At 64.3% G+C, this 14962-nt stretch carries 12 protein-coding genes; 6 read left to right on the top strand and 6 right to left on the bottom strand.

The window, feature by feature from the left end:
* Positions 1-99: 99 nt before the first annotated feature.
* Genes umuD through DFO58_RS14230 form a run of 3 tightly spaced genes read left to right on the top strand, consistent with a single transcriptional unit; the run spans position 100 to position 3174 of the window.
* On the top strand, positions 100-546 hold the full coding sequence (gene umuD, locus DFO58_RS14240) for a translesion error-prone DNA polymerase V autoproteolytic subunit (protein WP_286163616.1): 447 nt from the start codon (positions 100-102) through the stop codon (positions 544-546).
* Positions 536-1828 (top strand): Y-family DNA polymerase, encoded by a 1293-nt coding sequence (locus DFO58_RS14235; RefSeq protein WP_047118045.1) that lies wholly within the window; start codon positions 536-538, stop codon positions 1826-1828. The genes umuD and DFO58_RS14235 overlap by 11 nt, the downstream gene beginning before the upstream one ends.
* Before the next feature lie 56 nt (positions 1829-1884).
* Entirely contained in the window at positions 1885-3174 is a 1290-nt protein-coding gene (locus DFO58_RS14230; RefSeq protein ID WP_183043212.1) for a glycoside hydrolase family 3 N-terminal domain-containing protein, read from the top strand.
* 117 nt (positions 3175-3291) lie between these two features.
* On the opposite strand, the gene DFO58_RS14225 is transcribed toward DFO58_RS14230, so the two are convergent.
* From DFO58_RS14225 to DFO58_RS14205, 5 genes are all read right to left on the bottom strand, one after another.
* The gene (locus tag DFO58_RS14225) at positions 3292-6555 is read right to left on the bottom strand and encodes a S8 family serine peptidase (RefSeq protein WP_120991490.1); all 3264 of its coding nucleotides are present in this window, start codon (positions 6553-6555) and stop codon (positions 3292-3294) included.
* Positions 6556-6935: 380 nt separating this feature from the next.
* Positions 6936-7424: an FBP domain-containing protein gene (locus DFO58_RS14220; protein WP_120991489.1), complete on the bottom strand. Its 489-nt coding sequence runs from the start codon at positions 7422-7424 to the stop codon at positions 6936-6938.
* Positions 7425-7809: 385 nt separating this feature from the next.
* Positions 7810-8634 carry a hydroxymethylpyrimidine/phosphomethylpyrimidine kinase gene (locus DFO58_RS14215; RefSeq protein WP_120991488.1) on the bottom strand — a complete coding sequence of 275 codons (825 nt, stop codon included), beginning with the start codon at positions 8632-8634 and terminating at the stop codon, positions 7810-7812.
* A gap of 36 nt (positions 8635-8670) precedes the next feature.
* Positions 8671-9285: a hypothetical protein gene (locus tag DFO58_RS14210; protein WP_147407293.1), complete on the bottom strand. Its 615-nt coding sequence runs from the start codon at positions 9283-9285 to the stop codon at positions 8671-8673.
* Between the two features lie 144 nt (positions 9286-9429).
* On the bottom strand, positions 9430-10134 hold the full coding sequence (locus DFO58_RS14205; RefSeq protein ID WP_120991487.1) for a TetR family transcriptional regulator: 705 nt from the start codon (positions 10132-10134) through the stop codon (positions 9430-9432).
* 337 nt (positions 10135-10471) lie between these two features.
* Here DFO58_RS14205 and DFO58_RS14200 point away from each other — a divergent pair, with 337 nt between their 5' ends.
* From DFO58_RS14200 to DFO58_RS14190, 3 genes are read left to right on the top strand one after another with little or no spacing between them, the layout of a single operon-like run.
* A complete protein-coding gene (locus DFO58_RS14200) occupies positions 10472-11185 on the top strand; it encodes a queuosine precursor transporter (RefSeq protein ID WP_047118037.1) in 714 nt (237 codons plus the stop codon).
* A gap of 60 nt (positions 11186-11245) precedes the next feature.
* Positions 11246-11941: an ABC transporter ATP-binding protein gene (locus DFO58_RS14195; RefSeq protein WP_113607646.1), complete on the top strand. Its 696-nt coding sequence runs from the start codon at positions 11246-11248 to the stop codon at positions 11939-11941.
* 7 nt (positions 11942-11948) lie between these two features.
* The gene (locus DFO58_RS14190; RefSeq protein ID WP_120991486.1) at positions 11949-13499 is read left to right on the top strand and encodes a DUF6297 family protein; all 1551 of its coding nucleotides are present in this window, start codon (positions 11949-11951) and stop codon (positions 13497-13499) included.
* 51 nt (positions 13500-13550) lie between these two features.
* Here DFO58_RS14190 and tgt read toward each other — a convergent pair whose 3' ends face one another.
* Positions 13551-14849, bottom strand: coding sequence for a tRNA guanosine(34) transglycosylase Tgt (gene tgt / locus DFO58_RS14185; RefSeq protein WP_286163630.1), 1299 nt, complete (start codon positions 14847-14849; stop codon positions 13551-13553).
* Between the last annotated feature and the right edge of the window lie 113 nt (positions 14850-14962).

Genomic DNA, 14962 nt, shown 5'->3' with positions numbered 1-14962 from the left:
GCCCTGGCCATTTCGGGCTTCACAAATAGTCGTCGGCACGGTGTCGATCAAACAGGGTACAATTCCAATTGTTCGAAAGTTTATGCGAATAAATTCTCCGTGGGATGGATCGAAGCAGGTGAGAAAGCGGTGGCAGATGCGCAGCCGTACGTGCCGGAAGGCGCCAGCCAGGGGCCCGTGCAAGCGGTCTCCGCGATGGGCTTTCCTTCCCCCGCCCGCGACTATTTCGACGGCGGATTCGACCTGAACCGCCTGCTGGTCAAGGACCGGGTATCCACCTTCATCATGCGCGTGGGCGGAGGATCCATGCAGTCCGCCGGAATCTACGACGGCGACGAGATCATCGTGGACCGCTCGATGCAGGTGCGCCACAACTCCGTGGTGGTCCTGACGCTCAACGGCCAGCTGCTGGTGCGCCGCTGGCAGATCGACGGACAGCGGGTCGGGCTGCTGTGCGACGAGTCCACGCTGCCGGTGGTGCTCGCCGAGGGGGACGACGTGAGCGTCTTCGGAGTGGTCACGAGGTGCCTGCACCATGTCCGGTGACCACGTCGCGCTCGTCGACGTCAACAACTTCTACGTCTCCTGCGAGCGTGTTTTCGACCGCTCGCTGATGAACCGGCCGGTTGTGGTGCTCTCCAATAACGACGGCTGCGTGGTGGCCCGCTCCCAGGAGGCCAAGGACCTGGGCATCGGGACCGGCGAGCCGTTCTTCAAGGTGCAGCGCTACATGCAAACCCACAACCTCGCCGTGCGCTCAAGCAACTACGAACTCTACGGCGACATCTCGGCGCGGGTCATGGAACTGCTCGGCCGCTTCGGCACCTGGCATGAGGTGTACTCCATCGACGAATCATTCGTCGGACTGGAGGGCGGCCTGGAACAGGTGCGTACCACGGCCGCGCAGATCCGTTCGTCCATCGACCGCCTGATCGGGGTCCCGGTGTGTGTCGGGGTGTCCTCGACCAAGACGCTGGCCAAGTTCGCCAACCACGTCGCCAAGCACAATGCGAACCTCGGCGGGGTGTGCGTGCAGGACCTCATGGACCCGGACGTGCTCGCACGGATCAAGTCGCTGGTGCCAGCCACGGATGTCTGGGGCGTCGGGCGCAAGACCGGCGCCAAGCTGGCCGGCATGGGCATCGAATCCATTGCGGACCTCGAAGCAGCCGATCCGATGCTGATCCGGCGAAAATTCTCGGTGGTCCTGCAACGCACGGTGTTCGAGCTCAACGGGCAACGATGCATCGGCCCGGTCGAGGAGCGCAGCGACAAGGGGCAGGTCATGTTCACCCGATCCTTCTCCTCCCCGGTGCGCACGCGCGAAGCCATGGAAGAAGTCATGTCCATCTACGCGCAGAAGGCCGCCGCGCGCCTGGCCAAGGAAGGCCGCTATGCGTCGCTGCTGACGGTGATGGCCGGGACCAGCCGCTTCGCCCAGGGGGAGGCCTCCTTCCCCAGCACCCAGGTGCGGTTGCCCAAGCCCACCCGCGACCCGATCCTGCTGACGCGTCTGGCCGTGGCCGCCATGAACGGGCTGATGCACACCGGCGTGGACTATGTGCGCGGCGGAGTCATCCTCTCCGGGCTGAGCGACTCCCCGGGTGAAGCGCAGCTGGACCTCTTCGGCCAGGGCGGGAATGATCCGGAGCACGAACCGGTGAACGTCTCGGGCGTGGTGCAGGACATCTCGGCGCGATTCGGGGCCAAGGCCATTGGCCTTGGACGCGCGGGGATCGCGCAGGCTCCGGCATGGTCGATGAAGCGCGAGCACATCTCCCAGCGCTACACCACCGAGTGGGACGAGCTGCCCCTGGTGAAGGCCTGAGATTCCCGGCCCGCCAAGCCAAGTTTCCTCGCAGGATCGAATGGAAGAATGTTCCCATGACACCTTGTACGCGCCGGCTTGTTTCGCTGGGTATGCTTTCCGTCCTGGTGCTGGGCGGCTGCAGCGCCGCCCAGCCCGGCAACCAGAACCCCACCCCCAGCGCGTCCGCAACGTCTGCACCGGGGGTGGGCAGCTCAGCGTCCGCAAGCCCGCAGCCGTCCTCCACTCCGACCGAAGGCCCGGAGCAGAGCTCAGCGCCATCCAGCCAGGGCACCGAGTCTTCGACGCCCGCTGGCGGATCCGGCGTGCGGGAGCAGGCCGAGGCGCTGGTTGATGAGATGACTCTGGATGACCAGGCGGCCAGCCTGGTGATGGCCGGTGTTCCAGCCACCGGCGCCGGCGCAGCGCAGATCGCCGCGCTGGAGGAGCAGGGTATCTCGAATGTCTTCCTGCGCGGACGCTCGCAGCTCTCGGTCTCCCAAACTGCGGCGCAGGTCCGGAAAATCACCGGCGCCCTGGACCGGAATGTCCCGGGCAAGCTGCCGGTATGGGTGGCCACCGACCAGGAAGGCGGCTTCGTCCGGGTCCTGCAGGGCCCCGGGTTCACCGAACTGCCCACTGCGTTGACACAGGGTGCCTGGTCCCAGGCCACGCTGAAATCAAGGATGTCCGCCGTTGGCGGCGAACTGGCCGAGGCAGGCATCAACGTGAACCTGGCGCCAGTGGCCGATGTGGTTCCTTCCAGCATCGGCACGGCCAACGACCCGATCGGCTACTTCGGCCGCGAGTATGCGAACAACGCCGCGGATGCCGCCGCGGACGTGCTGACGATCAACCAGGCGCTGGCGGCCGAAGGTGTCCAGCCGGTGGTCAAGCACTTCCCGGGGCTGGGGCGAGTCACCGCGAATACCGACACCTCAAGCTCCGTCACTGACACATCGGTTGGCGCCGGGTCCCAGGATCTTGAGCCCTTCAAGGAAGCGATTGCGCAGGACCTGTCCTGGGTGATGGTTTCCAACGCCCGCTACACGCAGATCGATGGGAAGAACGACGCGCCATTTTCGTCCAAGGTGATCACCGGGTTGCTGCGCGACAAGCTGGGATACGACGGACTGGTCATCTCCGATGACCTGTGCGAGGCGGAACAGGTGTCGAGCGTTTCGGTGGGGCAGCGTGCGGTGAAATTCGTTGCGGCCGGCGGCACCGTGCCGCTGTGCGTGAATACTTCGGACGCCGTCACGATGGCCGCGGCGCTGGCTCGTGAAGCCAAATCGGACAAGCAGTTCGCTGCCCAGGTCCGCGAGGCGGCGGTGATGGTGCTGGAGGAGAAGCTGGAAGGAAGATAGCCAGACTGCACCTCGGGGGAATCGTTTTTAACAGGCGGCGGCCCGGACGACTTCTTACTCGCGAAGAAGCCGTCCGGGCCGGTCTATTGCTGGGACGCTGGCTGGGAGCCTGCGGTCCTAGCGGATTTTGAGCACCTGGGCACGTTCGCCCGACTCATTGTGCAGGTGCAGCAGCAGCGCCTTGGCATCCTTGGCGTTGCGGGCAACCGAGACTGGCAGGCGGGTGTCGTCCAGGTCGGTGAACAAGGTTCCGGTTGCGCCGAAGTCGACCTTCGGAGCGGTCACATTGAACTTGACCCATCCGGTCTCGTCAATCGGAACCATCGAACCCTCCTCGTTGGTGTTGTACCAGGAGTAGCTCGCCACGCGGTAGGAGATGTCCGACGACTTCTCGGTCAGGCCCAGAGCAGCCAGCGACACCGGGAGGATTGCCGTGTTGGTGTCGAAGCTGTTGGTGTCCACATCGCCCAGTACGCCGTTGACCGGCTGCAGGTCGACCTGCTGGAGGGTCTTCAAATCGAAGGTTGCCACCAGATCGAGATCGATCTCGTCGATCGCGGTGGTGAAGCTGACAAAGTCGGCCTCGCCATCGTTGTTGGTGTCGATCTCGACATCAAGCTCGGTTCCGCCGGCCAGGTGAGCCCAGTTGGCGTAGGTCGAAATACCGATATTCAGCAGACCGTCGGCAACACCGGTGCGCGGAGCTGTGGTCGAGGCACCGACGTGCTGCAGGTCCATCGACCGTGCGCCTGGAATGGCGTCCAGCGAGGACGGGCCGCGCTTGCTGCTAGCGCCCAGTTCAAAGGCTCCCATCAGGGAGAAGACTTGGCTTGGGCCCTGGCCCGCGATGACGTCATCACCCTTGAGCGAAAGTTCCAGAGCCGAATCGTGCTTGCCGTTCTTGACCTTCTTGACCTTGGCCGACATGTCGGCGACTAGCTTCGGAGCAGCCTGGACAGGCACGCGCAGGGTTGGCGCGGACTTGCTGGTCAGCTCTACGCGTCCGGTGGCGTCTGCCAGCCACGCGCGGTCGAGGCCCGACTGCTGGGCGTCCATGGTTGGATCCATGGTCTTGGCCCAACGCTTCGGATCAACCTGCAAGGTGACCTTGACCTTGGTGCTCTTGCCCGGGGCGACAGTCACCGAACGGCGGTCGAGGCTGTAGGTGGCACCCGGAATCTCGGTGGCAGGTACATACTTCACCGCGTAGGTCTGGGTCTTCTTGCTGGTGTTCTTCACCGTGATGTCGCGGCTGGCCTTGTACTTCTTCTTGCCCTCAAGCTCGACAACCCCGAAGACAACGCTGGTCAGATCCGAGTCCTTGGACGCGTAGGCGTAGGCCGGAGTGGAGATGGCCTTGTCTGCCATGACGCGGCCGGCGCCCACGCGGTTCGGACCGTAGACGTCGCCGTCGGCATCCTTGATGTCGGTGGCGGCGGTGTTCATCACGATGCTCTTGGCCTGGGCCGGCGTCAGATCCGTGTCCTCAAGCACCAGTGCTGCAATGCCGGCAACCAGCGGGGTGGCCATGGACGTACCGGACATGACGGCGACGCCGTTGCCGGTGCCCACGCCGACCGAACCGATCTGGGTACCCATGGCGGCGACATCCGGCTTCACGATGCCGTTGGACCCATGCACGCCTCGCGACGAGGACGAGTTCAAGGTATCGAGCACACCGGAAGGGCTGGAAGCTGCGCCGGCGAAGTCGGGGGAGAGGGTGACCTTCAGCGTTCCGGCCTCGGCGGCAGGGCGCAGCTTGGTGGAATTATCCAAGGTCAGCTGGGCGCCGGGGATGGTCGTGTTGCCGGCGATGCCGGCGTCGAAGACGTTGGCTTCGGAATCCAGCAGGACACCGGTGGCGCCTGCAGCCTCCGCGTTATTGAATCGAGCTGCGGAACCGCAGGGGAATTCGCCGTTTTCACTCCACTGCAGCCAGACCCACTTGCCCTTCAGCGAACCGGGCTCGAACGGGCTGCAACCGAAGGCGTTGGACGAGGGGGCCATAACAACTTCGCCGGTCAGCTCGGCAGGATCTGCGTTGGTGTAATTGAAGTTCGCAGAGTACTGGCCAGCCACGTCACCGGCGACATCTGCCGGGGCGTCGACGCGAATCTTGTCCATGGTGAGCTTCGAGCCGACCGAGTTTGCCACGGTGAGCGAGCTGCGGGAGTTGCCCGGCGAGCCGCCCACATCGGTGACGTCGCCGGCGTTGCCGGAGGCCACCACGGAGAGGATGCCTGCAGCCGACAGCGCATCGACGATGTCATTTTCCGGATCTTCCACTGGGGAGTGGTCCGAACCGAGGGACATGTTCACCACGTCGGCGCGGTCGGAGAAATCGCCGTCGCCGTTGGGATCAAGTACGTAGTCAAGTGCCTGGCCCACCACGTCGGATGAACCGGTGCAGCCGAAGACGCGGATGCCGATCAGCTGCGCCTCCGGGGCGGAACCGGGACCGACCTTCATGCCCATGACGTCGTCAGCCTTGAGCTTGGAGTAGTCGCCGGTGAAGGTGGTGCCGTCCGCGTTGACGCCGTACCCGGCTGCGGTGCCTGCCACGTGGGATCCGTGCCCGGCGAGTTCGCAGTCCAACGGGTTGGGATCAGGATTCGGGATCGGCTGGTAGTCGTCGGCATCCGGGTCGGCGTTGTAGTTGTCTCCGACCAGGTCCCAGCCGCCGATGAACTTCTTCGGGTCAAGCAGGCCAGAATCCGCAGCGGGAAGGCCCTTCGATGCCTGGGCTTGCTTGTAGCCCTCCAGGGTTCCGGGGCCGCCGAAGCTGGCGTGGGTGTAGTCGATGCCGGTGTCCAGCACCGCGATCTTCACCCCGTCACCGGTCTTGTCCAGTGCCGTCCACGACTCCAGCGCGCCGGTATCGATAACCGACCCGCGGTTGGATGGTTTCTTGGGAACAATGGCGCTGATCTTGGCGACATCCGTGCGCTCGGCCAGTGCCCGGAGCGCGTCTGCGTCACCGGTCAATGCCACGCCGCGCACGGCGTTGGACGTCGAGTAGATGACCTCGGAATCCGCCTGGGCGGCGAGCTCCTTGCCCTTCTGCTTGACCTCTGAGCGGATCTTCTTGACCTTGGCCGCATCCTTGGACTTGCCGGACTTCTTGACCTCCTGGAAGGCTCCGTCGCCTTCCAGCTGGACGAAGACCGAGACTTCTCCGCTGGCCTTGGCCAAGGGCTTGGAAACCTTGAGGTTTGAAAGGGTATCGCTGCGGGTGACGGACAGCGAAGCTGCCTCATCCCCGTCCGCAGGTTGTGGAATATTGACTGCGCTTGCCGGACCGCCGATGGTGACCGCCAATGCCAAAGCAGTGGCTGATCCCAGCAGCAGGCGCGGCAGTGTGCCAGTGCGCCGTGTGACCATGATTCTCCTAGCCGAGCTGGACAGCGGAAATGCTCCCGAGGCCGGGCGGCCGATACGACAAAGCGGTGCGTGCCATGATGATCGTCCAGGGGCCGACGTCCGCCGAAGCATCAAGCCCCTAGTCTGGAATCATAGGTGACGCACGCCATATATCAAGGGGATATTGAACAATTATTGCGGGCCCGGCGGGCGGCCTGAATCCGTCTTTCATATTCAGTTGGCGGAAATTTCAACGGAGAATCGCCGATAGGTCAACGTGCGAGAGCCAAAATTTTTAGATTATTCCGTTCCGGGGCACGCGGCCTGTGACGGAAAGTGCATCGGCACGGGAGGTGATGCCGGCGGAACAAGGCATGTTTCCCTGCTCCGCCGGAGGCCAGCTAGACGCGTTGGATGAAGCTGTCCACGCGCTCATCGAGCTGGATGATGCGCTGCGCAACGACCGCCATGGGATCGGGATTGATGGGGTCCTTCGGCGGAGCGATGCGTACGTTGGCGGAGCATTCGAAACGGGTGCAGAGCAGGGTGCCCAACGTGTCCCCGTCGCGGCCGGCCTGGCCGGAGCGGCGGGTGGTGAACATTCCCACCGCGCACGGCAAAGTGACGTCGCGACACATCTCGCACATGCCGGCGCTGCCACCCTTGCGCGCGCCGTCGGTGGCGCGCAGCAGCAGGCCGCGGGTTTCCCCTGCGGTATTCGTATAGATCATGTAGCCGCGCTGCGGCATCTTGGGATCGCGCCATCCGAGGTATTCCAGCGACTCCCAGTCGAGGCTGTTGAAGTTTTCCGGCAGGGTGAGTTTTTTGGCTTCCTGGCGGCTGGCGTTGATGAAGCTGGCGCGGATGGTTTTTTCGGTCAATGGCTGCATGGTAATTCCTTGGAGGTTCCGTCCGGTGCCCGGCGGGAATGCCGGACGGCGCGCCAAAGGCGCTGAATAGTGGGAAGGATCGGGTCCCGTCTAAGGCGCGGAAACGATGCAGGGCAGCAAGGCATTGGCCGTCAACGCTGGAGTTGAAGCCGTGCTATTTGCCAGTTGCCCCGTCCGCCGCAGGGACGAACGGGCAGAGCGTCAAAGTGGCGTGCATCGCCGACCGCCCTTTCCCGTGCCCAGGCACGCAACAAATTGAGATACTTCAACCACTTTAGCAAGCCAGCCCGCTTGCCCCCAAGAACGTCTGGTCAGGTGGTTAAATACAGACGCCGAGGAGAACGGTGGTTTTCCTCGGCGTCGGCGGTTCCGCGTGCAGGGCGGACTAGCGGCGGCCGCCCTGCCACAGGGCGTCGAATGGAGTCTTGCCGGCGACGCGGTTGCGGATGCCTTCGGTGACGAATGTCTTCGCGGTGCGTGCAGCCTCAAGCGGGGTCGCGCCCTTAGCCAGTTCGGAGGTCACTGCGGCGGCCAGGGAGCAGCCGGCGCCGGAAACGGCGACTTCGCCGATCTTCTTCTCGCGCAGGATTTCGAGGGTCTCGCCGTCGTAGAACACGTCCACGGCGTCGTCGCCCGCGATGCGGACTCCGCCCTTGGCGAGCACCGCTGCGCCGGAGATTTCATGGATCTTCTTGGCCGCGGCCACCAGATCCTCTTCCGAGGTGATGGTCAGCCCCGAGAGCTGTTCGGCCTCGAAGTGGTTCGGGGTGACGAAGGTGGCCAGCGGCAGCAGGTTGGCCTTCAGCGCCTCGTCGGTGTCCAGGGCATGGCCTGGCTCCTGGCCCTTGCAGATCAGGACCGGATCCAGCAGGATATTGTCCCACTCCTGGGACTTCAGTGCGGTGGCGACGGTGTTGATCGTGGCAGGCGAACCCATCATGCCCAGCTTCACGGTGCCGAGCTTGCCTTCGTAGCAGGTCTGGATGGCTTCGAGCTGGTCGGCGATGACCTGCTGATCCACTGGCACGAAGCGGTGGTTCCAGGAATCCTTGGGGTCGAAGGACACGATGCAAGTCAGCGCGACGATGCCGTAGGTTCCCAGTTCCTGGAAGGTCTTCAGGTCGGCCTGGGCACCGGCGCCGCCGGTGGCCTCGGAGCCTGCGATGGTCAGGGTGAGCGCAGGGCTGCTTCCGGTGTTTGTATTAGTCATAGTCCCATGAATGGTTGTGCGTACTGGTGGTTACTTTTAGCCCTGTTGCCAGAAGCTGAGGTCGGTGGCCTTGGACCAGCCTTCGGCCAACGTTCCCGCATTTTCGCTGGACGCGACCAATAACAGCCATGGTATACCGTGCCCGTAGGCAGCTCCGGCAAAGTTCGCGAGAATCGCCCGGCGGGCGGTATCGGGGTCGCTGGGCGCATGCAGGTCGGGATCCGACAGCAGGCCGAAGTTGGAACCGTAGTGCATCCGGCCGCGGGCAACCGGGCGATCGAAGTCCGTGACCTCGACGACGTCGTAGTCGTTCATGGGGGCTTCGAACAATGCCGAGGTGTCGGGAAGTTTCACGACCTGTTCGACGTCCTCCGGCTTGCCTGCCAGCAGCGACATCTTCGCGGTTTCCTTCCAGCCTGCATCCTGCAGGCCTGCCGCGGTCTGTTCGTCGACAGGTCCGAGGAAGATCAGTCGCTGGGCATCGGCCGGAGCGGTCCAGGAGGCATCCGGCCAGTATCCGAGGACCTCGACATCTTCGCCGTCATGGTTAACCGAACGAATCTCGCCGGGAGTGGGAAACGAAGCGATGCGGTCCCGCAGGAGCGCGTACGCCTCGGTCCAGGCTGGCAATTCACGTCGTGTTCCGCTCATGTTGTATCGCACTCCTTCGAAGCCAGTGTCACCGGTTGTCACTTCCGACTTTACGCCCAAAACATGGCACCGCCAGAATGCGAACCGTGAACGTCCTGTGCGAGGCGTGGAGCTCCGCTGTCGCTTGCCGCGCAGGGGCCCGAATCAAGAAGCTTTGGAAACCTTCGGATCCGATGCTTGGCCTTCCTCTTGATCCCGAATCGAGTTTCCCGAATCCATGAGGGACAGGACATCTTCGAACAAAGAGCGCACCACCGGCAGCCTGCAGAGCACCGCGAACTTTGCGACCACGGGCGCGGCGTTGTTCATGAGCAGCATCGAGCGTCGCTGGTTGGCTGACTGGTCGTAGGCCCAGGCGGAGAACAGCTGCCGCGACAGGAGCCAGAGGAATTTCGGCAGATCCCTACGGATGCCCAATGGGGGCAGCGGCCGTGCGCCGGAAACGGCTTTTTCCCAGAGGGAGAATTCCACCGCGGAAAGTTCGTTGTCCATCAGATCCTGGGACAGCAGAACCTTCAGGAATGCGGGCCCGAACTCATGGTAGGGCTGCATGACATCCAGGCCCGAGGTGAAAACTGAACGGATGTTGCTTTCGAGTGTGTTTCCTTCATTGAGTGCGGCGTGGCATTGATCGAATTGCTCGGTGCGCAGATTCAGCAACAGCCGGGCGACGATGTCCTCCTTGGAGGAGAAGTAGTAGTAGGCGTGGGAAAGCGAGACCCCGGCGCGCGCGGCAATGACACGCATGCTGGAGGCTTTATACCCTTCGGCGGCAAAGCAGTCCAGCGCCGTGTGCAGGAGTTTGGCTTGGGTTTCCTGCCCTTTGAGCGTGCGCGGCTGAATGGTCATGTGGACGATTCTACCGAGTTTTTGAACGCGTTCAAAAACATGTCGAGTTCATGCGGAAGTAGGGGAGGCTCGTCACCAGGCTTCTTCGTACCTCGATTTCATGTTCCAAAGAAGTTCAAGTGAGATGTCTCTTTTGCAACTCTTGAATACGCGAATCATTGTTACTATGAAGTAGGTCACTCGGCGGAGCGTGCTGGTGCATGGGATACTTGCTGGGTAAGTGCTAATACAGCGGGACAGCATACTGAACGCCCTGCGCATCTCGAACCACGTACCGTGGCGAGGCGGCATCGGCCAAGGGCGGTCCTGGCGAACCACTTTGACAAGGAAAATAATCATGGGCGAATCCAACGCCAAAACCACTCTGCCCCCATCTTCAAAGGCGGTTTTCGCCGCTGCGGGGTCCCCGTACTTCTCCACCGTTCTGACCCTGATGGGAGCGGTGGTCATCCTCTCGAACATCGGCGCTTCCAAGGGCGTCACCCTAGGCCCGCTGGTGACCGATGGCGGGTTCTTCCTGTTTCCACTGGCCTATATCCTCGGCGACGTCATTTCCGAGGTCTACGGGCTGAAGGCGGCGCGGCGGTCGATCATCACCACCTTCGTGCTCGCATTCTTCGCGGTGGCCTGCTTCTGGATCATGATCCAGCTGCCAGCCGCCGACTTCTACGACGGCCAAGAAGCCCTTGAGCGTACGCTCGGACCGATCTGGCAGATCGTTGCCGCCTCGGCCGCCGGTTTCCTGGTGGGCCAGCTGGCCAACTCGTGGGTGCTGGTCAAGCTCAAGGAACGCACGGGCGAACGCGGACTGGTCGCGCGCCTGATCGGTTCCAGCGGCGTCGGCGAGCTGCTGGACACCATCATCTTCTGCGCCATCGCAGCTCCGGTCATCGGCATTGCCGACGCCCCGACGTTCATCAACTACGTGGTGGTCGGTTTCCTCTACAAGACCGCCGTGGAGATTATTTTCGTCCCCGTCACCTCGTTGGTGATCCGCTGGTTCAAGAAGCGCGAGCCGGGATACGGGCGGCTGGCCGCCGGACAGGAGTAATCCTCCAAGTCATCATTTCGAGCGACTCCCTGCCGTGCTCGCGCTCGATACGCTGGGCAGATGGCGACAGAATCAGAGACCCGGACGCATCTGGAAGCCCGCGGACTGGTCATCGGCTATCCGGAGCGCACAATCTGCGGCCCCCTGAACCTGAAGATCGGCACCGGCGACGGGCTGGGAATCATCGGTTCCAACGGCAGCGGCAAATCCACTTTGCTGGCAACCCTGCTCGGACGCACCCCGGCCCAATCCGGTGAAACAGCGTTCCGCGGCCTGCCCCTGGACGAGGATTCGCTGGACTTCCGCCGGAACGTTGCCGTGCAGGTCAGCGACGGCGCGTTCTTCGAAGAACTCAGTGTCGCCGAGCACCTGGAAATGGTGGCACGGGGGCATTCGGTGCCCGGCTGGGAAAAGAAAGTCCAGAACGAGCTGGAGTTCTTCGAGCTCACGACGGTTGCCGGCCACCTTCCGGGGGACCTCTCCTCGGGACAACGGCGCAAGCTGCTGCTGGCCGCGACGCTGATCCGCCCGGCCGAGCTCCTGATCCTCGACGAGCCCGAACAGCGCCTGGACCTGAGGATCCGCCAGCAGTTCTACGAGCGGCTGGCCGGGCTGCGCCGCGAAGCGGTCAGCATCTTGGCGGTGACGCACGATCCTGCCATGCTGCGGCTGTGCCTGGACCAGGCGCTCCTGCTGGACGGCGACACCGGGGAATACCTGGAGTCCGAGCGCGGAGCGCAGTGGCTTGAACGCTAGTCCAGGCATGCCATCGGCCACCAGTTACGATCCGCGCGAGATCCTTCGACGTGTGCGTTCGGCGCGCAGTTTTTCCGAACGCTTCGACTCGTTCTCCGACATCTACGTCTGGGTGCTCGCCGCCATCGTGGCGCTGACCTATCTGGCCAGCGCCCTCTATGGAACGATCTTCGTGCTGCTGGGCGAAGGCGTGCCGCACCTGGAGCTGGCCAGCGCGCGCTGGAGCCTTGATGCGGTCGTGCTGTTCCTGCTGCCGGTGCTGCTGTTGTTGGTCTTCCGGCTCATGCTTTATCTCGGTCCCAACGCCGTGGGACCCCAGCAGGCCGACTGGTGGTTGCCCCTGCCGGCGGACCGCCGGGTGCTGCTGCTCCCGGCTTGGCGCCGTGCACTGGGGCTGGGCGCCGCTGCCGGCATTTTCCTCGGGCTGCTGTGGGTGCTGGCGCTCTTCGCGCTGACGGGTACCTGGTCCCCGCCGCTGCTGTTGTGGGCAGTGGGCTTTTTCGCGCTGGCCGGGCTCGGCTCGGCGGCAGCGGCCGGAGTGCTTCAAGGCGCCGGACGCCAGCAGGCCGCGAGGCGGTTCTGCTCCGCAGGGCTGCGGGTGCTCGCCGCCAGTTATGTGCTGCTGTGGGCGTCGCAGCTGTTCGGGATGGGCGCAGCCGACGCCGGGCAGGTGGCCTGGCAGCAGTCGCTGCTGGAGGTCGGGCTCTGGATGATTTTGTGCAGCGGCGCCCTGGCCGCCGCCGTGCCATGCATTCTCTGGTCATCGCGGCGGCTTGCCGGAACCCCCGGGGCGGCGCTGCGCGAGGGCGGGCTGCGCCAGCAGCAGCTTGCCGGAGCGATCATGCAGGCCGATGCGCGCGGCGTGCAACTGGATGCTGGCCGCAGGCGGAAGCGCGGCAGTGGCCGGCTTGCCCGCGGGCTGCCGGTGGCCCTAGCGGTTATCGTCCTGCGCTGCGTGCGCGGAGGCTACTGGAAGCCGGCGCTGGGGTTCAGCGCGGCGATCCTGGTGCTGCTGCTCAGTGTCCGCGCTGCGGCCAATCCGCTGGCACTGGCCGGGGCTCTGGCAATCCTGTTGGTGGTCCTGGGCACGAGCCTGGCCGAGGTGCTCCGGCCCACCGCCACCCAGCCGGAGCTCGGGCTGATGATCGGGGTGGCCCGCAGCCAGATGGAGCACGCAATGACCGTGGTCGCTGTGGGACTGTCGTTGGCGGTCCTGGGCTTCTGGAGTCTCGGGCTGTGGGGTATCGGAGCGCTGGCGGAGGCGACCTGGTGGGCTTGGGCCGCGGCCGTGCTGTTCGCCGCGCTGGGCCTGGCCTCGGCAGGCCTGGCGCACGCGCGGCGTGCGGAGCGCGACTGGGAAGAAATCTTCGCCGGAGCCGCGAATGAGATGTCCCTCGCGGCGGTGCTCATCCAGCAGGCCTGGACCCTGTTGCGCGCAGCCGCCTCGGGAGCTGCGCTGTATGTCCTGATCCTCGCCCCGACGGCCGCCGTCCCGTGGGGGATCTGGGCGGTGTGCCTGCTCAGCGCCGCCCCGTCGCTTAAAAAGATCGCCGGGTGACGAACCCCGAATCCTGCGGAGGTTCGCCGCCCGGCGGGTGGTGCGCGGCTCCTACTTGGCAGGCTGCGCTACCGGCTGGCCCTGCGGGTCCGGTGCGCCGGCGTAGTAGCTGGCCAGCACCCGCTCCTTGAGCTGGAAGAACGTTCCGTCCTCGATCGCCTGGCGGGCGGACTCGACCAGGCTCACGGTGAAGTGCTCGTTGTGGATCGAGATCAGCGTGTGGCTGAGCAGCTCCTTGGCCTTGTACAGGTGGTGGACGTAGGCGCGGGAGAAATTCTGGCAGGCGTAGCATTCGCAGCCGTCCACCAGCGGGGTGAAATCGCGCTTGTACCGTGCTCCGGAGAGGTTGAAGCGGCCCCACGGGGTGTAGAACGCGGAGTTGCGCGCGACGCGGGTCGGGGAGACGCAGTCGAAGGTGTCAGCGCCGTTCTCGATCGCGGTGAAGATGTCGTCCGGCTCGGAAATGCCCAGCAGGTGCCGCGGCTTGTCCTCGGGCAGCTCCTCGGCGCACCAGCCGACGATGGTTCCCAGGTTCTCCTTCTCCAGCGCGCCGCCGATGCCGAAGCCGTCGAATGCCATGGCGCCGAGATCCCGGCAGGCCTTGCGGCGCAGGTCTTCGTACTGCGCGCCCTGGATGACCCCGAACAGCGCCTGGTAGTCCTTGCCCTCGCGGGAATCGGTCAGCGAGAAGTGCTCGGCAATGCAGCGCTCGGCCCAGCGGCGGGTGCGCTCCAGCGACTCGACCTGGTAGCCGCGCGAATTCTGCAGCGTGGTCAGCTCGTCGAAGGCGAACATGATGTCCGCGCCGATCTGGTGCTGCACGCCCATGGAGATCTCGGGGGAGAAGCGGTGGCGGTTTCCGTCCAGGTGGGACTTGAACCAGACGCCGTCCTCGTCCACGTTGGCCAGGCGTTCCTTGCCCGGGGCGACCGCGTCGTCCGGGCCTGACTGGTCCACGGACTTCATGTCGATGACCTTCTTGAAACCCGAGCCCAGGCTCATCACTTGGAATCCGCCGGAGTCGGTGAAGGTCGGGCCGTCCCAGCCCATGAACTTGCCCAGACCGCCGGCCTCGTCCAGGATGTCGGCGCCCGGCTGCAGGTACAGGTGGTAGGCGTTGGACAGCACCGCCTGGGCGCCGAGCTGCTTGACGTGCTCGGGGGTCAGCGCCTTGACTGTCGCCTTGGTGCCGACGGCGATGAACGCAGGGGTCTTCACTTCGCCATGCGGCGTGCGGATCACGCCGGTGCGTCCGAGCATCGGGGTTCCGTCCTCGGCAGTCAGTCGGGTCCCGACTTCAAAGCCGAATTCTTGCTGGCGCGGGTGGGGGGCACTGGGATCAAAGTTCATATCGGGCACGTACCAAGTTTGCCGTATTAAAGAGCCGGTGAGTAAAACGACAGTGTGATCCGGCCCCGAAACCTAGGCTTTCACATGGGAAAGAGCGAATAATGGAGGCTGTC

The organism is Arthrobacter sp. AG1021 (assembly GCF_003633665.1).
Classification (GTDB): domain Bacteria; phylum Actinomycetota; class Actinomycetes; order Actinomycetales; family Micrococcaceae; genus Glutamicibacter; species Glutamicibacter soli.
This window is presented reverse-complemented; position numbering and strand designations above follow the sequence as displayed.

Excerpts from the sequence above, each read along its gene's own strand:
- DFO58_RS14235 (WP_047118045.1), top strand. The coding sequence starts at position 536 with ATGTCCGGTGACCACGTCGCGCTCGTCGACGTCAACAACTTCTACGTC.
- DFO58_RS14230 (WP_183043212.1), top strand. The coding sequence starts at position 1,885 with ATGACACCTTGTACGCGCCGGCTTGTTTCGCTGGGTATGCTTTCCGTC.
- DFO58_RS14225 (WP_120991490.1), bottom strand. The coding sequence starts at position 6,555 with ATGGTCACACGGCGCACTGGCACACTGCCGCGCCTGCTGCTGGGATCA.
- DFO58_RS14220 (WP_120991489.1), bottom strand. The coding sequence starts at position 7,424 with ATGCAGCCATTGACCGAAAAAACCATCCGCGCCAGCTTCATCAACGCC.
- DFO58_RS14215 (WP_120991488.1), bottom strand. The coding sequence starts at position 8,634 with ATGACTAATACAAACACCGGAAGCAGCCCTGCGCTCACCCTGACCATC.
- DFO58_RS14210 (WP_147407293.1), bottom strand. The coding sequence starts at position 9,285 with ATGAGCGGAACACGACGTGAATTGCCAGCCTGGACCGAGGCGTACGCG.
- DFO58_RS14205 (WP_120991487.1), bottom strand. The coding sequence starts at position 10,134 with ATGACCATTCAGCCGCGCACGCTCAAAGGGCAGGAAACCCAAGCCAAA.
- DFO58_RS14200 (WP_047118037.1), top strand. The coding sequence starts at position 10,472 with ATGGGCGAATCCAACGCCAAAACCACTCTGCCCCCATCTTCAAAGGCG.
- DFO58_RS14195 (WP_113607646.1), top strand. The coding sequence starts at position 11,246 with ATGGCGACAGAATCAGAGACCCGGACGCATCTGGAAGCCCGCGGACTG.
- DFO58_RS14190 (WP_120991486.1), top strand. The coding sequence starts at position 11,949 with ATGCCATCGGCCACCAGTTACGATCCGCGCGAGATCCTTCGACGTGTG.
- tgt (WP_286163630.1), bottom strand. The coding sequence starts at position 14,849 with ATGAACTTTGATCCCAGTGCCCCCCACCCGCGCCAGCAAGAATTCGGC.